This is a genomic window from Brevibacillus sp. RS1.1 (genome assembly GCF_013284365.1).
GTDB lineage: Bacteria > Bacillota > Bacilli > Brevibacillales > Brevibacillaceae > Brevibacillus > Brevibacillus brevis_D.
In genome coordinates, this window is the sequence record NZ_JABSVA010000011.1 from 31,834 (window position 1) to 57,388 (window position 25,555).

General features: G+C 47.1%; 23 protein-coding genes, 2 pseudogenes and 1 other annotated feature. Of the genes and pseudogenes, 1 reads left to right on the forward strand and 24 read right to left on the reverse strand.

All coding sequences use genetic code 11. The annotated features are described in order from the left end of the window. Positions 1-9 precede the first annotated feature (9 nt). The 13 genes and pseudogenes from HP570_RS24810 to glmU form a co-directional block, all read right to left on the reverse strand. Positions 10-1,674 (reverse strand): putative polysaccharide biosynthesis protein, encoded by a 1,665-nt coding sequence (locus tag HP570_RS24810; RefSeq protein WP_012683877.1) that lies wholly within the window; start codon positions 1,672-1,674, stop codon positions 10-12. Between the two features lie 350 nt (positions 1,675-2,024). Beyond that, positions 2,025-2,717: a hypothetical protein gene (locus tag HP570_RS24815; RefSeq protein ID WP_064202225.1), complete on the reverse strand. Its 693-nt coding sequence runs from the start codon at positions 2,715-2,717 to the stop codon at positions 2,025-2,027. A gap of 20 nt (positions 2,718-2,737) precedes the next feature. Further along, positions 2,738-3,304, reverse strand: a complete 567-nt coding sequence (locus HP570_RS24820; protein ID WP_173627501.1) for a matrixin family metalloprotease — start codon at positions 3,302-3,304, stop codon at positions 2,738-2,740. Between the two features lie 206 nt (positions 3,305-3,510). Beyond that, positions 3,511-3,732: pseudogene (locus HP570_RS24825) on the reverse strand (transposase); the annotation flags it as partial. A gap of 14 nt (positions 3,733-3,746) precedes the next feature. Then, positions 3,747-4,636: pseudogene (locus HP570_RS24830) on the reverse strand (IS30 family transposase). 160 nt (positions 4,637-4,796) lie between these two features. After that, positions 4,797-5,339, reverse strand: a complete 543-nt coding sequence (gene spoVT / locus HP570_RS24835; RefSeq protein WP_012683876.1) for a stage V sporulation protein T — start codon at positions 5,337-5,339, stop codon at positions 4,797-4,799. 232 nt (positions 5,340-5,571) lie between these two features. Continuing rightward, complete coding sequence (locus tag HP570_RS24840) at positions 5,572-6,639, reverse strand: peptidylprolyl isomerase (RefSeq protein WP_012683875.1); 1,068 nt, start codon at positions 6,637-6,639, stop codon at positions 5,572-5,574. Positions 6,640-6,679: 40 nt separating this feature from the next. Continuing rightward, positions 6,680-10,228 carry a transcription-repair coupling factor gene (gene mfd, locus HP570_RS24845; RefSeq protein ID WP_012683874.1) on the reverse strand — a complete coding sequence of 1,183 codons (3,549 nt, stop codon included), beginning with the start codon at positions 10,226-10,228 and terminating at the stop codon, positions 6,680-6,682. Between the two features lie 146 nt (positions 10,229-10,374). Further along, complete coding sequence (locus tag HP570_RS24850) at positions 10,375-10,605, reverse strand: anti-sigma-F factor Fin (RefSeq protein ID WP_007726431.1); 231 nt, start codon at positions 10,603-10,605, stop codon at positions 10,375-10,377. Positions 10,606-10,666: 61 nt separating this feature from the next. After that, a complete protein-coding gene (gene pth, locus HP570_RS24855; RefSeq protein ID WP_173627502.1) occupies positions 10,667-11,236 on the reverse strand; it encodes an aminoacyl-tRNA hydrolase in 570 nt (189 codons plus the stop codon). 104 nt (positions 11,237-11,340) lie between these two features. Further along, a complete protein-coding gene (locus HP570_RS24860; protein ID WP_173627503.1) occupies positions 11,341-11,949 on the reverse strand; it encodes a 50S ribosomal protein L25 in 609 nt (202 codons plus the stop codon). Between the two features lie 90 nt (positions 11,950-12,039). After that, on the reverse strand, positions 12,040-12,990 hold the full coding sequence (locus HP570_RS24865; RefSeq protein ID WP_007726399.1) for a ribose-phosphate diphosphokinase: 951 nt from the start codon (positions 12,988-12,990) through the stop codon (positions 12,040-12,042). Positions 12,991-13,012: 22 nt separating this feature from the next. Continuing rightward, positions 13,013-14,398, reverse strand: a complete 1,386-nt coding sequence (gene glmU / locus HP570_RS24870) for a bifunctional UDP-N-acetylglucosamine diphosphorylase/glucosamine-1-phosphate N-acetyltransferase GlmU (RefSeq protein ID WP_087350655.1) — start codon at positions 14,396-14,398, stop codon at positions 13,013-13,015. 195 nt (positions 14,399-14,593) lie between these two features. On the opposite strand from glmU, the gene HP570_RS24875 reads away from it, so the two are divergent. Then, the gene (locus HP570_RS24875; protein WP_173627504.1) at positions 14,594-15,610 is read left to right on the forward strand and encodes a CobW family GTP-binding protein; all 1,017 of its coding nucleotides are present in this window, start codon (positions 14,594-14,596) and stop codon (positions 15,608-15,610) included. Positions 15,611-15,664: 54 nt separating this feature from the next. Here the strand turns inward: HP570_RS24875 and spoVG are convergent, their stop codons facing one another. The 11 genes from spoVG to metG form a co-directional block, all read right to left on the reverse strand. Continuing rightward, a complete protein-coding gene (spoVG, locus tag HP570_RS24880) occupies positions 15,665-15,952 on the reverse strand; it encodes a septation regulator SpoVG (RefSeq protein ID WP_007719936.1) in 288 nt (95 codons plus the stop codon). A gap of 191 nt (positions 15,953-16,143) precedes the next feature. Beyond that, positions 16,144-16,524 (reverse strand): RidA family protein, encoded by a 381-nt coding sequence (locus HP570_RS24885; protein WP_012683869.1) that lies wholly within the window; start codon positions 16,522-16,524, stop codon positions 16,144-16,146. A gap of 6 nt (positions 16,525-16,530) precedes the next feature. Further along, entirely contained in the window at positions 16,531-17,364 is an 834-nt protein-coding gene (gene purR, locus HP570_RS24890; RefSeq protein WP_012683868.1) for a pur operon repressor, read from the reverse strand. A 55-nt stretch (positions 17,365-17,419) separates the two neighbouring features. Further along, positions 17,420-18,298 (reverse strand): 4-(cytidine 5'-diphospho)-2-C-methyl-D-erythritol kinase, encoded by an 879-nt coding sequence (gene ispE / locus HP570_RS24895; RefSeq protein ID WP_012683867.1) that lies wholly within the window; start codon positions 18,296-18,298, stop codon positions 17,420-17,422. Positions 18,299-18,514: 216 nt separating this feature from the next. Next, positions 18,515-18,694 carry a small, acid-soluble spore protein, alpha/beta type gene (locus HP570_RS24900; protein ID WP_012683866.1) on the reverse strand — a complete coding sequence of 60 codons (180 nt, stop codon included), beginning with the start codon at positions 18,692-18,694 and terminating at the stop codon, positions 18,515-18,517. Between the two features lie 117 nt (positions 18,695-18,811). Next, positions 18,812-19,084, reverse strand: a complete 273-nt coding sequence (veg, locus tag HP570_RS24905) for a biofilm formation stimulator Veg (protein WP_005830485.1) — start codon at positions 19,082-19,084, stop codon at positions 18,812-18,814. A gap of 215 nt (positions 19,085-19,299) precedes the next feature. Beyond that, positions 19,300-20,193 carry a 16S rRNA (adenine(1518)-N(6)/adenine(1519)-N(6))-dimethyltransferase RsmA gene (gene rsmA, locus HP570_RS24910; RefSeq protein WP_016740913.1) on the reverse strand — a complete coding sequence of 298 codons (894 nt, stop codon included), beginning with the start codon at positions 20,191-20,193 and terminating at the stop codon, positions 19,300-19,302. Positions 20,194-20,196: 3 nt separating this feature from the next. After that, entirely contained in the window at positions 20,197-20,745 is a 549-nt protein-coding gene (gene rnmV, locus HP570_RS24915) for a ribonuclease M5 (RefSeq protein WP_012683864.1), read from the reverse strand. A gap of 169 nt (positions 20,746-20,914) precedes the next feature. Beyond that, complete coding sequence (locus HP570_RS24920; protein ID WP_012683863.1) at positions 20,915-22,012, reverse strand: resuscitation-promoting factor; 1,098 nt, start codon at positions 22,010-22,012, stop codon at positions 20,915-20,917. Positions 22,013-22,370: 358 nt separating this feature from the next. Further along, on the reverse strand, positions 22,371-23,141 hold the full coding sequence (locus HP570_RS24925; RefSeq protein ID WP_012683862.1) for a TatD family hydrolase: 771 nt from the start codon (positions 23,139-23,141) through the stop codon (positions 22,371-22,373). A 27-nt stretch (positions 23,142-23,168) separates the two neighbouring features. Beyond that, the gene (gene metG, locus HP570_RS24930; RefSeq protein ID WP_173627505.1) at positions 23,169-25,196 is read right to left on the reverse strand and encodes a methionine--tRNA ligase; all 2,028 of its coding nucleotides are present in this window, start codon (positions 25,194-25,196) and stop codon (positions 23,169-23,171) included. A gap of 57 nt (positions 25,197-25,253) precedes the next feature. After that, positions 25,254-25,507 (reverse strand) — a binding site (T-box leader). Positions 25,508-25,555: the final 48 nt, after the last annotated feature.

A 25,555-nucleotide genomic window follows, 5' to 3' on the forward strand; every position in this document is an offset into this window, starting at 1 on the left:
TTCCACTTGTCACGCCTCCTTTTCGTTCATTCTCGCCTTCTCCGCTGGGAGGAGCTTGTATTTCGTTAACAGCGAAGCAATTCGCTTTCCTTTTGGCAAAAATTGAATATCACTTCTCGTGAGTCCACCCGTTTTCAAAAGCGCCAGCAAATAGAACAATGCTCCTAAAGCGACAGCAATCAAGCCTACCAGCGTATAGAACAAGCGATTGGAAAGTCCGGCACTGGCCAGCACTGTATTAGCAAGCCACTCCACAATCAGCACGACAATCGACATCACAACGACAGACACAAATGGCTTTTTCACCGTTTGACGGAATCCAATGTTTGCTCCCGTGTATTTGATTACCGCTAAAACGTTTAGTCCCATGGCAACCAAATAAGCTAAAACGGTGGATACTGCTGCACCAGAGATACCCCAGAACGGGACGAGTGCCAGATTGAGGATGAGCTTCACCAATACACCAATAAACAGGTTGCGGGCAGGTCGCATTACACGCCCCAAGCCTTGCAAAATTCCCGCGCTAGCAATACTCACCGTGGCGAAAATAATCGTGAAGGACTGTACAGCGAGGGCCTCGGTACCGTTGCTATCTCCGTAGAGCATGACGTTGATCGGCTCCGCCAACAGAGCAAGTCCAAAGGAAGCAGGCAATCCCAACAGGAATGTCAGTCGAATCGCCACTTCGGAACGATGAGAGATCAATTGATGCTGGCGCTGGGCAACAGCTTCACTGATCGCAGGCACTAACGCCAGCGACAAGGACGTGGCAAAAAACGTACCAAACTGAATGAGTGGTTGACCACGGTCAAATGCACCCTTCAAAAGCTTGGCCAAGTCCTCTGGGGTCCCGCTCCATTGCAGTATATTGACGACGGTCATCGAGTCTACAAGCGGAACAAGCGGCAGAACCAGAGCGCCCATACAAATCGGAACGGCATAGGTCAAGAGATGACGAAGTATTTGACGATTGGTCCACGGTTGCACGGATGATTGCTGAACCTGACCCATGGACAGCTGACCCATCTTCTTGTCCGCTCTCCAATACCAAAGCAAGACGAGAATTGCTGCAATGGCACCTGGAAAAGCAGCAAAAACGGCACCTGTACCAGCCAGGTAAGGGTCCTGATACACGTTCATCGCCCAGAATGCAGCAACCAGAATGAAAATCACGCGAATGAACTGCTCAGCAACCTGAGAGACGCCAGTCGGCATCATGTTTTGATGCCCCTGAAAATAGCCGCGCAGGATCGCAGCCATCGGTACCAATGGCAGTGACCAAGCTACCGCTCGGAGCGGGGTAATCAAATGCTCATCACCCATCATACTGGCAATAATAGGTGCCCCTCCATATAACAGTAAGAAGAAAAAGATCCCGAGAACGACCAGCGATATACTGGCTACTCGAAACGCCCTGCGTGCCCCGATCGCATCCCCGACAGCGACGCGCTCGGAGACGATCTTGGAAATGGCAATGGGGAAACCCGCCGTCGCTAGAATCAACAAAGCGGTATACAGCGGGTATACTTGCATATATACGTACAAGCCGATATCTCCGGCAATGTTTTGGTATGGGATGCGGTATACAGCGCCTAAAAGCTTGGAGACAAGACCGGCAATTCCAAGTATCGCCGCGCCTTTCACAAATTGAACGGAAGCTTTTTCTTGACCCATGTGAGTGAAATTTCTCCTCTCCAACCTAAAACTTCGTTCATTATACCACAAGCATCTGAGCATAAAAAAATGAGTGAAGTCACCAAAAAGGTCACTTCACTTATATAACTCTTATTCATTTCACTGAAGTCGTCATAAATTCTGGCTACTATTGCAAATGCTTTATATCAGCGTTTGTTGTTGTATCATTGGACTCTCACTCTCCCACGTGATGCCTTAATTATACAGAAAAAAGGTACAGTCTTCTCATCTTTCGTGAGTGACCGTACCTTTCTCGCACCAACGGGACTTTTTCAGTGGCCTCTTTTTTTCAAGGGGATTTTCAACGTTTTGAAGTAATCGCTAATGATTTATTCTTTTAGTTTTCCACTTTCATCTATTTCTCTCATAAGTTCTTGCTCAACTCTATTTTCTTCATTGATATCGTCTGTTTTTGCGTTTCTAAGACTCCTCGGTTCTTCATAGTCATTTTCATCAAGTGTTTTTTTCAATTCGTCCAATGATATACCTGATGATGCAATCTCAAGCAAATCCGTGTTCTCTTTTGAACCTATCGAATTCACATGGTTGTGTGAGTTTGATTCGCCTTCCTTTTTAGGGAATATTTTATCATCCTTAATCACAAAATGTCCCTGCATTGCTCCTACAATAGTAAAGGCATCATCATGAACTGGTCCTGTGTATTTATCTAGGAACAGAACTAAATTTTCCTTTTTTTCAACGACAGGATCTTCTTCCATATATGTCTGTAAGACTGTGATTGTATCATTTTCCTTTATACCGAGATTTTCTCTATATACACTTTTTATCTTTACATCAGTTTTAACAAAAACAACATCCTTATATTCAAATTTATCACCTTTTCCAGTAACCTCGGCTTCAACAACAAGTGGTGTATCCTGAGATAATTCCCCTAGACTTGTATACACTTGTGCTAATTGTCCATGAGCCATTGCATAACTCTCATCGGAATTTACATACAACCCGTACCCACCTAAACTAATGATTCCAGCAATAGAAAACAAAAGTATTACTTTTTTCATAACGGATGTCTCCTTTGCATTTAGTATAATTTATATATTCCTTGGCGGTCACCATCATATGGGTCAACTACATGCGAATGAGCATATAGCATTAACTCATCCCGGCAATCGTAATGATCCAAACCATGTATATGTCCTATTTCATGTGCAGCTACATTTTCATAACATTCATAGGTAAAATCGTGTCCTTTAACTGGTGAATTTGCTTTATAATACTCATTTAATTTTATTGGCTTCTGACTCCTATTAGGAGAAGCTAATCCGATCCAAGTTACTGATCCATAGTCGTCACTAGTAATTATCATATCTGCCCGATCTATATTCGATGCTTTTACAAAGTCAAAAGGAGAGTCTGCCATGTCCTCCCAAGCAATTGCTCCGATAGCTACTCTTGTCCCAAAATCATATTTTCCATCCTGTGTGTAATGGTACCTAATTTTGATTACACCATCTTTATTATATTCCCAATTAGCACTATCAGTTTCATAATGAAGCCGATGAGAGCTAGCTGCACTTACTACTGAGGTGAGTAACATAATTACAACGAACATTAAAACAGATACTGAGAACACTCTCTTTTTCGACAAAATCCTCACTCCTGTTCAATTATTTACATATTTAACCATAACATTTTTTGTAAATTAATCAACGTATTTTTAAACGGAAAGTTTCAAATTGTTTTTGTGATAACAAAAATCACTGATCATCCAATGGTAATCTTGTTGTTCTATTTCTAATATATGGATTGCTGAACGTTTCTCAGCTCAAGCCATTTGAGGCAGTCGAATCAAATTCAACACCCATTTGAAAATCGGCAAAAAGAGAACGCGCGCAGCTTGCATTCAAGATTCATGACACGTAGTTGCAGGGTGATGACCGATTCGCTTGTCTCTCGAAGGCGTACTCGAAGGCGTACTCGAATACGCCCCAGTCCATAGGAACATTTGCCTTCTCCAAATTTCCCTTCGATCGCGTTACGCGCTGAAGCATCCTTTCGCGCCTGGTCCCGATCTTGTTTTTGACGAATTGTCAATCCAAGTGCGACAGAGCTTCCATGAATGATTCCTGAGCCGTCTTCCAGCCTAGACATTTTCTTGGCCGCTTGTTAATCAGACACAATACTTGAGTAAGCTCTTCCTCAAAGACCTCGGCAAAATCCTTACCTTTGGGGAAGAACTTTCGGAGAAGACCATTCGCGTTCTCATTGGTACCCCTTTGCCAGGAAGAGTAGGGATCGGCAAAGTAAATAGCTAGATCATTTGCTGACTCCAACCATTCATAACAGGAAAACTCTTTTCCTCGGTCAACGGTGGCTGTCTGAAACGTACCCTTGGGAAAAGAGACTCCAAATGCCTTCTCTAAAGAGGCCGCTGTGCGATCAGGCATCTTAATTGCAATGTAGAGGCGGGTCTTACGCTCAGCGAATGTAGCGACGCTTGCTTTATTTTTTCCCCGACTGGAAACAACCGTATCTAGCTCCCAGTGACCAAAACTATGACATTTCCTCACTTCTTTGGGGCGCTGGTGAATGGACTTTCCTACGTTGAATCGGCCATGCGTTTCTACAGGACCTCGGCGTTTGCCTTTGTGGCGAAGGATAGCAAAACGAAACATTCTGTTCTGGGCATTCTTGATTATCCGTCCAGTAATCTGCTCGGGCCAACCTCCCGGCAATGTATTCTTCACTTTCGGTTGTCCATTTCCCACGAGAAACAGAACGTTCTCGCCGCTTTACGTAAGCCTCATGATCAGCCTCCGCCTGATATTGTTATACCCCATACCCTCGTTTTAACTCGCGGGAAATGGTAGAGTGATGACGTTTGAGTTCTGTGGCAATTAGCACGGGTAGACCAACAACCCAAGCGAAGAAGGAGTGCTAGCTGACTACGTTCCGTTATGCTAAGATGTGAACAACTCATGATTGATTCTCCTTGTGTAAAAGGTTGTTGTGATGACTCCATTTTACATGAATCAATCATGGGCTATTTTTTATCTACGCATAGGTGTCGCACTTCATATTACAATCCGTCACAAGAAAAAACAGCCTCGGACCCCGGGGCTGTTTTTCACAATTACATGCTATTGCTCCATCTGCTTTGCCAGGAAACCGGCCGCTGTTTCCGACATTTTGATCTCCAAATCACTCATCTTCGTTGACTCGTTTTTGTTGAGGAGGATCACGGACCCGATTGGATCGCCTCCTGCAACAATCGGTGCGATGACGAACGAGCCCATCGTCTCGTTCAAATCACGACAAATTTCATAAGAGCCTGCGTTTTTCTCCAGTCTGGTCTTTCTTTCCTCCAAGCATTTCTCAACAATGCTACCAATTGGTTTCTCCAAGTATTCCTTTTTGGAGGCCCCTGCCACAGCAATGACAGTATCCCTGTCTGAAATCAGTACGGTATGATTCATGCTTTCATACAAAGAGTCGGCGTACTCTTTTGCAAAATCACCCAATTCTCCAATCGGTGAATACTTTTTGAGAATGACTTCTCCGTCACGATCCACGAAAATCTCAAGCGGGTCGCCCTCACGAATGCGCAGTGTACGACGAATCTCCTTAGGAATCACGACCCGACCGAGGTCGTCAATTCGACGAACGATACCAGTTGCTTTCATGTCTTGTTGCCTCGCTTTCCCGTAAGAAGTGGGTAGTGAATAGATGGTGGTTGGTTGTATTTTTTCCTCAAATTCTAATTTTAACTATGGGTGATGGTATCAATTTTTGCCAGTTACTTCAATTACTCTCCCCCGGGTGGTAGCGAGTGATAATAGTATTTGCCCACGTTTGAAGAATATGCGAGAAAACGAAAAAACAGGGAAACGAATTCCCTGTTTTTCTTCGGACTTCTTATTTTTTTGCTGGAGCATCATTTTTGGACTGCGGGATGTTGAATTTCGTAATGAGCTTGTCCAGCTCGGTCTTGGCGAAAGTATCGTACGCTTTCTCCAAAGAACTCGCGCGGAGCTGTTCTTTCATCTCATCAAAGGTCTTTTCTTTGCGATTCTCGACCTTAATAATATGGTAACCAAAATTAGTTTTTACTGGCGGTCCAACTTCACCGACTTTTTGTGTCAGGGATGCTTCTTTAAATTCTGGTACCCATTGCGTTACATCCGCATTTTCGTACAAGCCCCCAGACTGCTTGCTGCCTGGGTCATCTGTGAACTCTGTTGCCAGCTTCGCGAAGTCTTCACCCTTTTTCAAGCGCGCTTCCAAGTCGTTGGAGATTTTCAACGCCTCTTCTGGTGTGCGCTTTTCGGTAGAGATCAGGATGTGGCGAACAGAAGCAACGGTACGGGAAGCTTTGTCCATTTGATCATAGGTTTGCTTCAGCGTAGCATCGTCGATATTCTTTTTCATCACATTGATGGACTGATTGATCAAGTCCATCTGATTGAGAATCATGTCCTTGGTTACGCCTTGGCCATCCATGAGCTTGTTGAACTGAGCTTCATCCTTGCCCAAAAAGCTCATGTACTGTGTTTTGATTTTCTCGAAAGTTTTCTCAGCGAGTTCTTTAGACTCTTTTTTCATAGCGTCGTCGGAACGGCTAGCCAAAACCTTGGTAGCTGTGAACTCACGGGCAAAAGCCTTCAGTGATTTGCTATCAGCCATTTCAATCATGGTACCTTGTTGTGGGTTCATGAAGTTAATGACACGCAGGAACTCTTCGAACTCTTTTCCTGTTACAGTTCCTCCTTGATACTCCACAATGACCGCTTTCTGGTCTGCTGCGTAAGGCAGAGTGAGTTTAGGGAATTGTACCAAAGGATCATTAGCAGCTTGATTGCTGCCATCTGTCTGATTCGCTGGAGTTTTTGAGTCTTGCTTCGCTTCTTCTGCTTTTCCACCGCAACCAGTCATGAGTGCCACGACCAGAACAGCCGAAGATAGAATCGCTACAGAACGTTTCATAAATAAGGTTCTCCCTTCTCAGGCAAGCCCATTTTGTCAGTTAAGACACAGGGCTCTCCGTACCGGTGTCTCTTCGCACCTGGTGAAATTGACGCAGCAGCTTTTCAACCAACTGCACGCCCTCATCTTCTTTTAACCCCTTTACTTTAACAGCAATCGTGATCTGTTGTCCACCCGACAGCCCAACCCTCTTGCTCCAGTTACTGGTAAGCGCAAACAGCGCTCCACCATCGATATTGTTGTTCTGACTAGGGTGCAGTAACAATTTAATCTCGTCTGGATTCTTCTGGCTAATTTCGGTGATATGGTGCTTCAAGGCATACACCCGCAAACGGGAAATAGTCAACAGATTATCAACCGGCTTCGGAACTGGTCCAAAACGGTCTAGCAGCTCCTCTGCCAAATCGTCGACGTCTTCCAAGGTAGACACCGCGACAAACTTTTTGTACATCTCGATTTTCTGTCGGCTGTCCGTAATGTACATCGACGGAATATAGGCATCCAGTTGCAGGTTGATCTCCACAGGTGTGACAATTTCGTGTTTGACTTCGCCCTTCAGCTCATCAATGGCTTCTTTCAGCATCTGGCTATACAAGTCGAAACCAACCGTATTAATAAAACCATGCTGCTCCGCGCCCAGCAAATTACCCGCTCCACGAATGGACAAGTCTCGCATCGCGATCTTGAAACCAGAGCCGAGCTCGGTAAATTCCTTGATGGCTTGCAGACGTTTTTCCGCTACCTCTGTCAGCACCTTGTCCCGTTGATACGTAAAGTACGCGTACGCAATTCGATTGGAACGACCTACACGTCCACGCAGCTGATACAGCTGAGACAAGCCCATTTTATCTGCATTGTAAATAATCAGCGTATTGACGTTCGGGATGTCCACCCCGGTCTCAATGATCGTCGTGCTGACCAATACGTCAAAATTCCCTTCCAAAAAGTCGAGAATGACGCCTTCCAGCTCGCTTTCGTTCATCTGTCCATGCGCTACAGCGATACGTGCGTCAGGAACGAGCATCGAAATCTGCTCCGCCATCTGTTCGATTCCCTGTACTTGGTTGTAGAGGAAGAACACTTGCCCATCACGAGCCATCTCACGCTCAATCGCTTCGCGAACGAGAGCAGGGCTGTAATCCATCACATACGTCTGCACCGGAAAACGATTTTCTGGCGGCGTTTCGATGACAGACAAATCACGCACACCGAGCATCGACATGTGCAAGGTACGTGGAATCGGCGTAGCGGTCAGAGTCATAACATCCACATTCGTTTTAATCTGCTTCAGCTTTTCCTTGTGGCTCACACCAAAGCGCTGCTCCTCATCTACGATTAACAGACCGAGCTCGCGGAATGTCAGGTCTTTGGAAAGTAGACGGTGCGTACCGATGACGACATCGACTGTGCCTTCCTTCAGTCCTTTTAGTGTGGCATTCTGCTCTTTACGCGAACGGAATCGACTCAATACCTCCACGCGGATCGGATATTCCGCAAAACGCTCACGGAACGTCTCGTAATGCTGCTGTGCCAGAATCGTAGTCGGAACCAAAACAGCTACCTGTTTTCCGTCCATGACAGCCTTGAAGGCAGCACGAATCGCAACCTCAGTCTTCCCGTAACCTACGTCCCCACAAACGAGTCGATCCATCGGACGTTTGCGCTCCATGTCCGCTTTCACTTCCGAAATCGCGCGGAGCTGGTCTTGTGTTTCTTGATACGGGAACATCGCCTCAAATTCACGCTGCTCTGTCGTGTCGGGAGAGAATGTGTGACCGACAGCAGACTCGCGGGCTGCGTACAGCTTGATCAAATCTTCGGCGATATCCTTTACAGACGACTGGACTTTGTTTTTGACGCGTTTCCACTCGCTGCCGCCCAAGCTGTAAATCTTCGGCTGTGCCTCTTCACTCGCCACGTACTTCTGCACATGGTCGATTTGATCAATAGGAACAAACAGACTGTCTCCTGCTGCGTATTGAATATGAAGGTAATCTTTATGAATTCCGAGAATTTCCTTGGTTTCAATTCCAAGGTATTTTCCAATCCCGTGATTCACGTGCACGACGAAATCACCGGGCTTGAGCTCGAGGTAGTTTTTGATACGCTCCGCGTTGTTCATCGTCTGCTGAACTTTGCGCGCCTTGCGCTGTTTCGCGGTAAACACTTCACCTTCCGTAATAACAACCAGCTTGTTTAGCGGAAGCTCAAAGCCTGTCTGGAGGTTTCCTAAAATGATCGTAGGACGCCCCGGAGGTACTGTCTCGACTGCTTCTGTTAAAACATCCGCTTCCATTTCGTAGTCATGCAGGACACGCTCCAGTCGCTTCGCACGCTCCAAATCAGCTGCGACAAAGACGATCTGATCCTGGGACTTCTTCCAACGGGCCAGCTCTGTTTTCAGCACGTTCATCTGTCCATGGAAGTTTTGCATGGTACGACAAGTCAGATTTACAATGTTTTGCGGCTGGGTCTTCGGTGATTGTCTCAAAAATAGGGAGAGGTAAACGATCTGGCGCTTTTTCGTCGACACGATCTCGTCGTACGTACGCGACAGGCTGAGATTGGACATATATTCGCCCTGAATGATGCGTCCCGTCAGCCATTCCCCTTCTTCTTTTTGCAGTTGCGCTGCCGTATCCAACACACGGGAAGGCTCATCAACGAGCAGCAAGGTATCGGAAGGCATATAGGACAACAATGTATCACCCGTCGGGTAAATGACAGAGATGTACGAATACAGCTGTGCAAAACGCTGTCCCTGCTTCATTCTCTCTGCATCAGAGCCGATTCGCTCCATGACTTTTTCCTTGGCAGCCCCATCCTTCAAATTGGCGAGGGTTTCTCCCAGCTTTTGTTCTAAGCGAACAGCCGATTCCTGCAATAACGGAGTCGAAGCAATCATTTCTTTTGCTGGACCAAGAATATATGTCTGGACCGATTCCAATGACCGTTGGGAGAGCATGTCAAACGTACGGATCGAGTCGATCTCTACATCAAAAAGCTCGATCCGCACTGGCCACTCCGAATCAATCGGATACAAGTCGATAATTCCACCGCGAATACTCATTTCTCCCTTGCGCTCAACCATGTCCACTCGCTCATAGCCAAGCTCAATACATCGGAGCAAAAAGGACTCGATATCGAGCTCATTACCGACGGATAACTGAATCTGCGCTTCCTTCCATACTTGCGGGGGAACGACCAAGCGACGCAAGCCAGCAAAAGGGGCAACCAAAAAACCCGTAAAGCCTTGGGCCAGACGGTTGAATACATGAATTCGCTGCGCCAGCATTTCAGGGCTGGCAATAGCAAGCTCAGAGCCAATCAGCTCATTACCGGGATAAAGCAACACCTGATCAGAGGGAACCAACTCGATCAAATCTTCGTATACTTTTTGTGCTTGGTACATGTTATGCGTCACTACACAGACCGGACGATCTGCCATTTGTTGCAATGACGCCATCAATACTTGCCGGGCGGAACCAGCTAAGCCAGAGACAAGCTGCTCATGTAGCCCCTTCTCCAAACCAGCCACGATTGTCCCGACGTTCGTGTCCTGTTTCATCGGGTTAATGATGACTTGCATTCACTAATCCCCTCTCTAATTCTTCTGTCAACTAAAATCAGAGCTTCGCTTACGCTCACAACAACCGCAGGTCAGCCATGCGAAAAGAAGCCTTAGCTCCCCAAGCTAAGGCCTTGTCAGTGCAAGCCTCCCTAATGCGTATCCACTTATTGAAGTGGGTTTCCGACTAGCGAAAGCTCTGGATGCTGAATCAGCGCTTCACGGCAATAGTCGCACGTGATGCTGACGACCGTATCTCCACTTTGTTCTCTCGATATTATAAGAGCACGTTCCTCCGGGGTCAAGGAATCAAACCCGAGTTGCGCTTCTGTTACTTGCGATTCGTCAAATTCTGCAATCTTCATGCCGCAGCAACGACATGTATAGCGTATGCTCATGCACATACCACCCCCATACTGTTCCTATCGGTTAGTATGGACGAATGGGTGGGAAATCATACTACTTCTTCAAGCTGTTGTAATGGTTCATGACCTTTAAAAACGACTCTCTTGTCCACATAGCGCATGCATCAGCAGCCAAGCTCACCGCTTCTTGCATGTCAGCTCTTTCCGCCACTGGAAACGTATTCAAAACATAGTCGCTGACGCTCCGCCCTGGTTCAGGACGACTGATTCCGACCTTGATTCGTTTAAACTCCTGTGTGCCCAAATGCTGAATCATCGACTTGATGCCGTTGTGCCCACCAGCGCTGCCTTTTTCTCGCAGACGTAGATGGCCCGTCGGCAAATCAAGATCGTCGTAGATGACGACGAGATCGTCCGGAATGAGCTTGTAAAACTTCAGGACTTCCGCAACCGATTCACCGGAGAGATTCATGTACGTCTGTGGCTTCACCAGCAGCACTTTCTCGCCCTCGATTCGGCCTTCGCCCACGAGTGCGCGAAACTTGTTTTGTGTAACAGGAATTCCCCATTTGTCGCTAATCTTATCTATGGCCATAAAGCCAGCATTATGTCTGGTGTCTTCATATTTTTTGCCGGGATTACCCAATCCAATTATGACTTTCACACTTATTCCCTCCTACTCTCTTCCCATTGTACTCCAATGGTCACGTGAACAAAAGGAAAAGGGCAGAGATGAAATCACCTCGCCCTGCTTTTTCATGCCCTATTTTATTCGTTCGCGGTTCCTGCTTTTTCAGCCACTGCTTCTGCCTCTTGCTCCGCATCAATCGATTCTTCGGACTTGACCTTAACTGGCAGGACACTGATCAACACTTCCGTGGAATCAAGCCCCAGCTCCACACCTGGCGGAACTGTCAAATCCCCTACCAACACGACATCCCCGATGTTGAACCCGTCGACATCGACTAGGAACGATTCTGGTATATTACCTGGCAAGCAAGTCACTTCCACACTGTGGCGGACAAGGGTAGCTACACCCAATTCCGGATCTCCTGTCATGAGGACAGGGACAGACGTGTGTATTTTTTCATTCATATTGATCTTCTTAAAATCTGCATGCAAAATGTTCCCCTGCAAAGGATGCCGTTGCAGCTCATAAACCATGACATCATGCGTGTTCCCGTCTACACTTAACCGGAATGGCTTGTTCGTCGACTGCTGACGCAGGGCCGCATCCAGCTCTCTTCCTTTGACCTGAATCGGCTTATTGCCCACTTCGCTGCCGTAGATAATACCGGGAACCCAGCCTTCGTTACGCAGCACCTTTACAGCATTGCCTGTCTTTTTTTCGCGAGACTGTGCCTGTAATTGTTCCACAAAAAAACCTCCTTCGGACCGCTAGTAAAAGTTTCCTCACTAGCTTGTCCATCGGAGGTTTAGTTCAACCCCCAAAGAGGGGATTGTATATTAATCGAACAACTTGCTTACGGAAAGCTCTTCGTGAACACGAATGATTGCTTCACCAATGATTGGCGCTACGGAAAGAACGGTAATCTTATCGATAATTTGTTCTTCTGTCAGCGGAATCGAGTTGGTCACAATCAGTTCCTTGATCTTCGAGTTAGCAATACGCTCAATAGCAGGACCAGAAAGAACTGGGTGCGTGCAGCATGCATATACTTCACGTGCGCCTGCTTCTACAAGTGCACTAGCAGCCAGTGTGATCGTTCCAGCGGTATCGATAATATCGTCGATGATGATCGCTGTTTTGCCTTCGATGTTACCCACGATGTTCATTACTTCGGCTACGTTTGGTTCTGGGCGACGTTTGTCAATAATGGCAATAGGCGCTTCCAGACGTTCTGCCAATTTACGAGCACGGGTCACTCCACCGTGATCTGGGGATACGACAACGATATCTTTCAGACCTTTTTCAGAGAAGTGTTTACCTAGGATAGGCACACCCAGCAGATGATCTACTGGAATATCGAAGAAGCCTTGGATTTGTGTTGCGTGCAGATCCATCGTAATCACACGTTGTGCACCTGCAGTCTCGATCAGGTTAGCAACCAGCTTGGCTGTGATTGGATCGCGTGCACGTGCTTTACGATCTTGACGAGCATAACCGTAGTAAGGAATGACCACGTTGATGCTCTTAGCCGAAGCGCGCTTCAATGCATCGACCATCACCAAAAGCTCCATCAGATGCTCATTAACGGGAGCAGATGTTGGCTGAATGACAAATACGTCACAACCGCGAACGCTTTCATTGAGTTTGAGTTGGCATTCGCCATCACTAAAGCGCACTACTTGTGCGTTTCCGAGTGGTACGCCGATGTGTTCGGCGATTTCTTTTGCCAGTTCCGGGTTTGCGTTGCACGTAAATACCTTCAGTTTTGGGTCGCGGTAGTTAGCCATGATCTTCTCAAGAACCTCCCGTTTATGATTGCTTTTTGCCCTTGCGAGGCATTTTGTTCGCGTAATCGATTTTATTTACTTGACGCTCACGAGCGATCGCAAGCGCATTATCTGGCACATCTTGATTAATGGTCGATCCTGCAGCTACATAAGCATTTTGTCCAACTGTAACTGGTGCAACCAGATTGCTGTTGCATCCGATGAATGCGCCATCTTTTACTGTTGTTTTATGCTTCACTGCCCCATCGTAGTTGACGGTAATCGTTCCACAACCAATATTGACTCCGTCTCCGATTTCCGCATCTCCTACATAGCTGAGATGTGGAACCTTCGTACCGTCACCAATTTTCGCATTTTTCAATTCCACGAAATCACCGATTTTGGCGTTGCTTCCAATCTGTGATCCTGGTCGAACATAAGCAAATGGCCCGACAGAAGAATCGCTTTCTACACGCGAATCAACCATCACCGAGTAAGAAATGGTCACGCCACTCGCTACTTCCACATTCGTCAGATCCGCTTGGGGTCCGATTACACAATCAGCTCCAACGGTTGTTTGTCCACGCAGGAAAGAACCTGGGTGAATCACGGTATCTGCCTCAATCTTCACATCAGTTTCGATGTACGTAGAAGTTGGGTCGATGATTGTCACACCATTTCGCATGTGACCAGTCATAATACGTTTTTTCATGTAGGCTTCTGCTTCCGATAGCTGCACACGATCGTTCACACCCATTGTTTCCTCTGGGTCAATCGCTTCGTACCCCACTACCTTTTCACCTGCATCACGCAAAATACCGACAACGTCTGTTACATAGTATTCGCCTTGTGCGTTGTCATTTTTCACTTCCGCCAAGGCTTTCCACAATTTTCGGTTGTCATAGCAGTATATGCCCGTATTAATTTCTCTGATCGCCCGTTCCGCTTCCGAAGCGTCTTTATGTTCCACGATTCGCAATACTTCGCCCGCCTCATTGCGCACGATACGCCCATAACCTGTTGCGTCAGGTAACACGGCGGTTAATACAGTTGCAGCCGCTTGCTGCTCCTCGTGATAGGTCAGCAAGGCCGACAACGTAGTCGCTGACAAGAGGGGAACGTCTCCATATAAAAGAAACGTAGTGCCTTCTTTATCTTGTAAAAACGGCGCTGCCTGCGAAACGGCATGGGCCGTTCCCAACTGTTCTTCTTGCAGTGCATAAGTGACGTCCTCGCCTAGCTTGGCACGGACAGCGTCAGCACCATGACCTACGACGACAACGATATCCTGAACCTGCATGGACGCCATCGTATCGACTACATGCTGAACCATTGGCTTTCCGCACACAGGGTGCAGGACTTTGTACAGCTTCGATTTCATCCGTGTACCCTGACCAGCAGCCAGAACCACGGCATGGATCTTAGACATGTCAACCCTCCATCGTAGAAGTTCCACAATGACTATATCCTAATTCATATGTGAATTTCAAGACAATCGATACAGGATTCTCCCTGATTCCTTGCATTGCCAGTAGTTAGACACAAGCCAGACAACATTTAATTTTCTGACAGAAATGTGATATATTGTTGGGCGAAAGGGGTTATTTGAAGGAGGTAGGATGAGATGAGCGCAGAGGTATACTTGCTGACTGGGTACTTAGGAAGCGGAAAAACCACCCTTTTGCAAAAATGGCTGACTCATTTGCGCATCACAGACCAGAAAGTAGTCGTCTTGATGAATGAAATGGGGGAAGAAGATATTGACGGGGAACAATTGCAAGGCTTCGGCTTTCCTGTCAAAAAAATGCTCGATGGTTGCATATGCTGCTCGATCAAAGGCGAGCTAACGGAAGGCTTAAAAGATATTATGAACACCATTGCGCCAGACCGAATCCTCATCGAGACTACTGGCGTAGCCGATCCACTCGATGTCATCGATACGATTACCCATCCAGAGCTGTATGATCGACTGGAGTTAAAAGGGACCATTAGTGTTGTCGACGCCTCTCGTTTTCTCGACCTCAACTCACGATTCTCCTCGACTGCCACTCTGGTCAAAACGATTCGAAATCAAGTGCGCTACGCAGACCTGCTTCTTTTGAACAAAACCGATTTGACTAGTCCTGATGTCATAGAGCGAGTCCGTCAAAAGCTCAGTGAAATCAATCCGACTGCACCCATACACGCTACTGTTCAGGCAGAAATAGAAGTCTCCCGGCTTTTGTCAGTCAAACGCACCGTTCATGAGCGATCGCCAGGCAACGAGATAAGCCGCCCCATTGCTGTACAGAAAAGCATCGGCCGAATGTCAACGATGGACAGGCTCAAGCAATCCCTTGGCCTAAAAACAAGCCAACCCTCTCTCTACAATAGTATCGAAACGTTTTCCTATGTATTCACCGGGCCCGTAGACGCGAAAAAATTCGAGGACTTTCTGTACGATCTTCCCAAAAACGTCTATCGGGCAAAAGGCTACGTCCAGTTCCACGGAAAGCCCGAGCTGATCTCGTTTCAACATACCGATAATCAGGTGCTCCTGTTCCCTTTTGAAAATTTCGGACCGAAAATGGTAGCTGTCTTCATCGGGGAAGGAATGGACCGAGAAATTATTTTGAACGATCTAATCAAATGTTATGGTTAACGGACGCCGAAGCACCCTGCCGCAAGTGACAGGGTGCTTTGTGTTCAGGACTTTTTAAGCACCAGCTTCGATAGTGCTCTCTTCCTCTTGACCTACGCGGTCGTATTCTGTTAGTACTGCTGCCTGGATTTTTTCACGGGTAGTCGAAGAAATCGGATGTGCAATATCACGGAATTCTCCATCTGGTGTACGCTTGCTCGGCATAGCTACAAACATACCATTGTTTCCGTCAATGACACGGATATCATGAACCACAAACTCATGGTCAATTGTAATGGATGCAATCGCTTTCATCCTACCATCCGTATTCACTCGGCGAAGTCTTACGTCTGTTACTTCCATCTAGTTCACTCCCTTTATCTATGTAACGCGTTTAGGATTATTTCCACCCGCTGGGTAAATATTCCTGCTTACCATTATGCAATATTTGAAAAAATATATAAATATGTTTATATGTCATTTTTTGGAAACATTTTCTGCAAGTACAAAAAAAGCCCAATGCGCGTGGCATCGGGCCGTTTTTCCATTATTTTCTATTCGATATAAGCTACAATTTCGATTTCAACTTTTACGTCACGCGGCAGTCGTGCCACTTCCACAGTAGAGCGAGCTGGCTTGTGATCACCGAAATATTGACCGTACACTTCGTTCAGTTGACCAAAATCATTCATGTCCTTGATGAATACAGTCGCCTTCACTACGTTCGTCAGGCTGCCACCGGCCTCTGCCAGTACCGCTTGAATGTTGGAAAAAACCTGATGGGTTTGCTCCACGACGTCACCCTCTACCAAAGTGCCGTCTGCACGCAGCGGAATTTGACCTGATGCAAAAAGAAATGGACCTACCTTTGCAGCTTGGCTGTAAGGACCAATAGCGGCAGGAGCCTTGTCAGTTGAAACAAAAGAGATTGCCATACCTATCTACTCCCCTCTTTTTTCAAAAAAACTGCCTAGCTCTATTTCAATTTGCTTGCCCTTGAAGTCTACATCCTGCAGTTTTGCAAGCGATACGTATTCATCTACCAAACGCTCAGAAACATCCGCTGTCGTTTCTACCAGTACGCCGCATCCCACAACGGTTGCACGGAATTCCTGCAGCAAATCAATCATGCCCCGCAGCGTCCCGCCAGCTTTCATAAAGTCGTCCACAATGAGGACACGAGACTGCTCGGCCAAACCGCGGCGAGCGAGTGACATGGTTTGGATTCGTTTACTGGAACCCGATACATAGTTAATGCTCACTACTGAACCTTCCGTCACCTTGTTGTCACGGCGCACAATCACAACAGGTACATTCAAAAACATAGCCGTCGCATACGCAAGTGGAATCCCCTTTGTTTCCACCGTCATGACGACATCCACATTTTTATCCGCATAAGCCGTTGCAAAGAGCTTTCCGATCTTCGCCATCGTTTGTGGATTTCCAAGAATGTCTGACATGTACAAGTATCCACCTGGCAAAAGTCTCTCTGGATTAGCGAGTTGACCAATCAGTTCGCGCATGAAGTGAAGGGCCTCTTCCGTTTTGACCTGTGGAATATACTTCACTCCGCCTGCCGCTCCCGCCACCGTTTTCAACAAGCCTACCCCTTGGACTTCAAAAGCCTCTTTGATGATAGACAAGTCTTCACTGATGGATGATTTCGCTGCGCCGTATTGTTCCGCGAACAGAGTGAGAGGAGTCAGCGTATGGGGATGGGCGAGCAAGTGCTGCGTCATGTCAACCAGACGTGCACTTCTGCGCAATTTCTTCATGGCTCTTCCTCCAAAACCGAATATTATGCTGATAATGTATCATTTCCATACGGGTTTATGCAAGTATTTCCCCTTCTTGAGCGCCTAACATTCGGACAACAAACACATCTTTGACAAAACCTCGCAACGCGTTGTAGATCCGATGCACTTTCGCTTCCTTTTGCACAAGAGCAAACACAGTAGGGCCGCTGCCAGACATCAGGACACCATCTGCTCCTGACGCGATCATGAGATCCTTGATCTGTCTTACTTGTGGATGGAGCGATAGTGTAACGTTCTCCAGTACATTCCCAAGAGATTGGCACATGAGTGAAAAGTCTTGCGTCGCGATGGCTTGCAGCATCTGTTTGGTATCAGGATGATTGTCGATCTGGGCCACACGCAAGTTGCCGTATACATCTGGGGTAGATACTCCGATAGGCGGCTTGGCTAGAATGACCCAGCACGGTGCAGGAGCTCCCAGATGCGCAATCTGTTCGCCACGCCCCGTCGCCAGCGCTGTTCCACCATAAACGCAAAATGGCACATCAGAGCCAATCTCCGCTCCGATTTTAGCCAGCTCATCTCTGGTCAACCCGAGATTCCATAATTGGTTCAAGCCGCGTAGTGTTGCCGCTGCATCACTGCTGCCACCTGCCAGTCCAGCTGCAACAGGTATTTGCTTGTCGATATACAAGTGTACGCCCTGGCGTACTTGAAATTTTGCTTTCATGAGCGTTGCCGCTTTATATGCATGGTTACGGATATCATCTGGTACGAAGCTGGCAGAACAGTCCAGCGTAATCTCACCATCTTCGCGTAGAGTCATGTCCACACGATCTGCCAAGTCTACGGTTGTCATCACCATTTCTACTTCGTGATAACCGTCCGGCCGTTTGGCAAGCACATCGAGAGTCAAATTAATTTTGGCCGGAGCTTTGACCGAGATACGCACGTAATTCACCTCTGCCTACTTTCTAAATTTCCTAGTTTCTTATTGTAGCATAGGCAAACTCTCCCATGCCACTTGATCAATTAAAAAGAATAGGATCGAGAGCATTATGGGTATTTCGAAAATTCAGCCCTCTTTCTAGAAAAAAAAGCCGGGATACCCCGGCCTTGTCAACGAGTTTTTATGGTGAGAAACGTCCGTACGTTCAAAACCCAAACGTTACAATCGCTTAGCGGCTAATGCTTCCTCAGCAAGCTGAACAGCGCGCTTGACCATGTTACCCGCGTCCCGTGTCGTGATGCCTCCCCAACCCTCGGATTTTACCGTATCGTAAAACCCAAGCTCTTTGGCCAGTTCCATCTTAAACTGCTCTGACATCAGTCCTCGTCTGCGACCCATAGCACCCTCCTTCTCGTTGACAGGCTTAGTGTGCTCCATACCGCTATTTTTATTGCCTGAACCAAATGTTCAGAGCTTTTCGATATAAAAAACAAAACAGTAGAACCCAAAAGGGCTCTACTGTTGTACAAATGTGATGCGGATGTGCTCGTTTTCGCGGCACACCGTCAATTCTACTGTTTCCGTCAAGATGTCAGCATAGCTGTAAGATACCCGCTCAAAGAGTTGGTCGTCATCCAGCTTTACCACAAACACAGATGGGTAAGTTTCTTCGAGGATGCCACTACGTTCAACGGTTTTGCGGCGACCGCCATTAGCCTTCAGCAGGATGCGCTCACCAATGTGTCCGTCCAAACTACGTTTAATGTCAAGTAACGCGTTTCTTGCCATTGTTCCATCCACCTCGCTTACATCTATTATAACAGCTCACTTATATTTTGTCAAAGAAATAAAAAATTATAGCAACCCTGCAGATATTTTGTCAACGGGGTTTTTTTCATAAAAAACGTAGATATTTGTCAAAAGATATGCATAAAGGGCATAAATACGCAAAAACCCCCTTTCTGGGGGATCGCGCCCAAAAATAAGGGGGTTGTCTACACGATTTACGTAATCAGTCCGCGGCGCATACCTTCGTTCGCTAGGCGGGCAAATTCGTCCAAACTGAGTGTTTCACCACGTCGGGTCGGATCGATCCCAATGTCGGTGAGCATCTGTATTACTTCATCCTTTTGGGTTTTAGGAAACAGTCCATTCATTAGGTTGTTCAACAATGTCTTGCGGCGCTGTGCAAACGAGCTGCGTACCACCCGGAAAAACACGTCCTGATCATCTACTTCCACTGGCGGACGATCTCTTACCTTTAAACGAATCACTGCCGAGTCGACATTCGGACGCGGGATAAACACACTTGCAGGCACAATCATCGCTACTTCTGTATCTGCATAGAATTGAGCTGCGACTGACAGAGAGCCATAGTCTTTCGTTCCTGGTTTGGCTGCAATTCTCTCTGCCACTTCCTTTTGAATCATAACAACGATGTTCTCGAGGGGCAATCTCTCTTCCAGCAGCTTCATCAGGATCGGTGTCGTCACATAGTAAGGCAAATTCGCCACTACGCTCAGCTTTTCCACTCCTGTCATCTTTTCTTCTATTAACTTCTTCAGATCCAGCCCCAGTACGTCCCCATGAACGACTTCAATATTTTCATAGGGTGACAGCGTGTCCTGCAAAATAGGCAAAAGTCGCTGGTCGATTTCGATCGCCATCACTTTTTTGGCTGCTCGTCCCAATTGCTCCGTTAGAGCACCGATACCGGGCCCAATCTCAATCGCTCCCTTTTCCTTGGTGAGGTCTGCCTCTGAAACAATGTTGTGTAAAATGTTGGTGTCTATCAGGAAGTTTTGGCCCAGACTCTTCTTAAAAGCAAAGCCGTACTTCTCCAATATCTCTTTTGTACGCGTGGGTGTGGCAATATCCTTGCCCGCTATTTGGGTCATGGCTTACTCCCTCTCTTTGTTGATGGCTGCAATAGCCGCTTCGAATTCTGCTCGACTGATTTGGAAGGCATTGAGCCGCTGCAGCATTTGCTTGGCGTTGGCATATCCGATCCCCAATGCTTCTCCCAGCTTGATTCTGCGTTCTTTGGCATCTACACCGGACGTCAGGCCATTTGCCAACAAGTCGTCAGAAGTAATCTCCCCAGCCGTTTCCGCCATTTCGGTACGCACTTCTGAGAGCGCACGAATAATCACGTCAGGTGTCGCATTTTCGACACCGATGTCGCCCTTTTTGGTCCCATCCTCCTGGGTAATAAATGCGTGCTTACAGCCTGGAACTGACTTGCTGATAATTTTTCGGATACGCTCCCCTTGATAATCAGGGTCTGTGAAAATAATAACACCGCGCTTTTGTTGCGCCAGCCTGATTTTTTCAATCGTTCTTTTATGAATGGCAGAACCGCCAGTTTCAATCGTATCGGCATTAACCGCGCGCTTGATCGTTGCGGTATCGTCTCGTCCTTCGACCACGATGACTTCCTTGATCTTCATCATGTGCTCCCACTTTCGTACAAAATCGGTACGATACTATTGTTCCAAAAAAACCGTACCTCAAGCAAAAAATACATGAAACATTTGGTAAACAGGATCGTCTAACTAACAAACAGCTTATCACAATAACCATCTTGGAAACAGAAGAACAGGAGCAATCGCTCCTGTCCTAAGGCTTCTGTGGTCCAATAATATATACAGTTTTGTTGCGCTTGCGACCGAAATTCCTCGCCTCGGACTCCGTGCCTACGAATACGTCGATTTTGCCACCTTTCATGGCACCACCCGTATCTTCAGCTCGACGATACCCAACACCTTCAATGTACACCCACCATCCATACGGAATGACGTTAGGATCTACAGCGATTGTGTGACCTACCTTGGCTTTTGCCCCTGTTGATGTGCGTCCATATCCCGGAGAGCTTGGGTGTTTGCCACCTCCCGAAGGAGTATAAGCGGTCAGGGTAACCCCGTTCAGTACTTTTTTCGGCCTAAATACTTTTCCACCACGCGAGACCGGACCCGCTGCAGAAGCAACCAGGACCCGATCTGGTTGACCCTTTTTCTGCAACATTGGGATTGCGGTACCCACGGCTACAACATTATCTTTCTTCGGTACAAGTACATCTCTTTTGACCAGATCACGGGAGACTTCTTTCCCATCTTCCATGATTAGCTTGTAGTGTGCAATTGCCTTACCTTCTTGCCCGCTCTGTAATACGCGGCTCTTACCTTTTTCCAGCGCTGGATCATTTTTGCGTATTTCTTGAAAGGTGACTCGCTCATCGACTTTTACCATTTTCTCAACAATTCGCTTTACGCTGATCGAGGAGTCCTTGGTAAGTGTAGCGGTCAATGCCGGTTCTACCCGGTCCTTCTCACCTAGCACGATGCCGCCGTCCTTCAACGCACCAGCAACATCACGACTAAGTGTCTCTATCGTTTTTTTCTGCCCGTCAACCTGGATTGGTATGGACCAGGTCGTATATAAAGTAATGAGTGCTCCGTCTTTTAGCTTCGTCTCTGGTGTCGGTTGAAGGGAATCCTTTTCCGTTACCGTAATGTTTCGCTCGGTTAAGAACTGCTCAACAGTCGTGGCTTTTGTAGCGACTGTCTTGCTTTCTCCGTCCATCGAAAAAGTGACCTGTTTTGGCTGAGTAGCCTGGGCAGAGAAATAGCCAATCATGGGAACGAGCACAAGAGCAAGGCAGCCAAACATGACGAGCCCACGATTCTTATACCTTTCCCATATCGCGCGTAACTCCATTTCCCACACTCCTTTTCCTAGAAAAGCACAAGGCTCTTCTTGTCTAGCCAGGTAAGGGTCGATGTAATTGCACTAATATTCTGGAAGTGGCCGGTACTTCACAAGGTCGGCTTTGATTGTATTTCACTTTCTCTCCTTTGTCAAATTTACCCTCCCATTTGGCTGAAACGATAATGGTATCAGACTAGCAAAATAGGCTTGGCGAATGGTAGCAGAAACCTGTCGAGAAGCCATGTCGGATGGACAATAATCGTTCGACACATTGTTCATCGTATGCGTCGACAAAATCGAGTAGAACCTGGTTACTTCACACAAAAAAACGGGAAATCACGTGATCAATCGTGATTTCCCGTTTTTATTAACCGTTCATGCGAAAAAGACGTCTGGCGTTGTCGGCGGTAATTTGCGCCATTTCCTCGTAAGACAATCCATGAATGTTCGCCATTTCCTCACAGACGTAACGCACATATCCACTCTCATTTCGCTTTCCGCGGAAAGGATGCGGAGTGAGATATGGGCAATCTGTCTCTATCAACAACTTGTCTAGCGGTACCTTCGCTGCTACTTCTTTTGGCTGCTTGGCATTTTTGAACGTAAGCGGACCACCGAACGAAATATAAAAATTCATATCGAGTGCCTGCTTCGCTGTTTCCCAGCTGCCGGAGAAGCAGTGCATGATGCCGCCAACATCTGCTGCCTTCTCTTCCTTTAGGATCGTCAAAACATCTTGGTGTGCATCGCGATTGTGGATGATGATCGGCATGTCGAGCTTGCGAGCCAGACGAATCTGCTTGCGGAATACCTCTGCCTGCACATCACGTGGCGACGTATCCCAGTAGTAGTCCAGGCCCATTTCACCCAATCCTACTACTTTCGGATCACGACTGAGTTCCTCGATCCATTCCAGGTGTTCGTCTGTCATATCCTTGGCGTCCTGTGGATGCCAACCGATGACGGCGTAAATAAAGTCATACGCATGAGCCAAATCCATGCAGCTTGGAATTGTTTCAGCGTTGAATCCGATGTTCACAATCGTACTGACGCCATTTTCTTGCGCACGAGCAATGACTTCTGCACGATCTTCATCGAATTCATTCGCATTTAGATGAGCATGGGTTTCAAATAACAAGATGGGTCCTTCCTTTCCTTGCCCTCGTTACTTCACGATTGCTCCGTTTGGCATACTTGGGTCAACAGTCGCAAGTGTCAACTGATCTCCTGCCGATGCTGCCAAGATCATTCCTTGGGACAGCTCACCACGAAGCTTCACTGGCTTCAGGTTAGCTACGAGGATCACTTTTTTGCCGACCATATCTTCTGGGGAGTAGTATTTCGCGATACCAGAAACTACTTGGCGCTTCTCGTAGCCGAGATCCAATTGCAGAACCAACAATTTGTCTGCATTTGGATGCTTGGCACATTCCACTACCTGTGCGACGCGCAGCTCTACTTTTCCAAAATCGTCGATGCTGATTTCTTCTTTTGCATCAGCTGGCTTGTCAGTTGCTGCTTCTGTTTGGTTGGTATTTGTTTCGCTCACAGGTGCTTCCCCTTTCAAAGCTGCTTGCTTTTTCTTGTTTTCTTCCGCTTGGCGGCGTGCCTCTGCTGTCGAGTCGTCGATGAAAGCGAGTTCCGCTTGAACATCCAGACGAGGGAAGAGCAGTTCCTTGCGGCTAACGATGCTTCCAGCAGGCAATCCACCCCATACACTTGCAGATTCCCAGTTGGTTGCTTCTTCATTGCCCAAAATACCCAGTTGATCCCAAATTTTCGCTGGTGCTTTGGTCATGAACGGTTGGATCAGCACGGAGCTAATGCGGATGCTTTCCACCAAATTGTACATAACGGTTGCCAGACGACCTTTGGTTTCTTCTGATTTCGCCAAATTCCAAGGCATGGTCTCGTCGATGTATTTGTTTGTACGTCCCACCAGCTCCCAGATGTGAGCCAGTGCATTGGAGAAGCGCATTTCTTCCATGTGCTCTTCCACCAGCGCCTTCGTTTTCATCGCAAGGCCGATCAAGCTGTCATCCGGCTCTCCTGCATCCTGTGGAGCTGGAACGACACCATCGAAATATTTCTCAATCATCGTAGCGGTACGGCTGAGCAGGTTTCCGATGTCATTAGCCAAGTCGTAGTTCAGGCGCTGTACGAACGATTCTGGCGTGAAGATGCCATCCTGACCGAAGTTGATTTCACGAAGCAGGAAGTAGCGAACGCCGTCAGAACCGTAACGGTCGATCAAAACCTTCGGGTCAATGACATTGCCCTTGGATTTCGACATTTTTCCATCCGGCATCAGAAGCCAGCCATGACCAAAAATTTGTTTTGGCAACGGGATGTCCAGTGCCATCAACAGGATTGGCCAGTAGATCGTATGGAAGCGCAAAATGTCTTTTCCAACCATATGAACATTGGCTGGCCAGAAGTTACGATATTTGCTGTCGTCTTCGGACAAATACCCGAGAGCAGAAATATAGTTCGTCAATGCATCAATCCATACGTAAATAACATGCTCTGGATCGGTTGGCACCTTGATTCCCCAGTCAAATGTACTGCGGGATACGGACAAATCCTGGAGGCCTGGTTTCAGGAAATTATTGATCATTTCGTTGCGGCGGCTCTCCGGTTGAATAAATTCAGGGTTTGCTTCAATGTGTGCAAGCAGTCTGTCCTGATACTTGGACATGCGGAAGAAGTAGTTTTTCTCCTTCACTTTTTTCACTTCGCGTCCGCAGTCTGGACACGCATATCCGTTGTCCGTTTTCGCTTGGGTTTCTGTCCAGAAAGCCTCACACGGTACACAGTAGAAGCCCTCGTACTCGCCCAAGTAAATATCACCTTGATCGAGCAGACGCTGGAACACTTTTTGTACGACTTCTTTATGACGAGGCTCTGTGGTACGGATGAAATCGTCATAAGAGATGTCCAGCTTTTCCCACAGGTCCTTTACCCAATCGACAATCGGGTCGATGAATTCGAGCGGTTGTTTGCCCTCTTCGGCTGCACGCTCTTGGAGCTTTTGACCATGCTCATCTGTCCCTGTCAGGTAATACACATCATAGCCGCGCAAACGCTTATAACGTGCCAAAGCATCACACGCGATTGTGGTGTAGGCGTTACCGATGTGGAGTTTGTTACTTGGATAGTAGATCGGTGTTGTAATGTAATAAGTAGGTTTCATTGCAACTATTCCCCTCCTGTTTACGTTAATGAAAATAAGGAAAAGCCCACCCCAAAAAATTGGGGCGAGCTCTATCTCGCGGTACCACCCAAATACTCCGTCCCCTCACGGAAAACGGACTTGGTGAGTCAAAACATGACTCTACCCGTAACGTGGGCATACGTCACAAACTACTTGGTACGGTCAATGCCGTTACTGTTCATTTGCAAGACTCAGGGTCCATGTTCAGCTTGCTCGCTTATACCGGTTTTCAGCTACCCCGGCTCTCTGAAATAAGGAGATCGGCTTACTCTTCCCATCATGGTCGTTTGGTATCATTTGCTGTATTTATCCTCTATTGTACACGACCAACCTGTTTT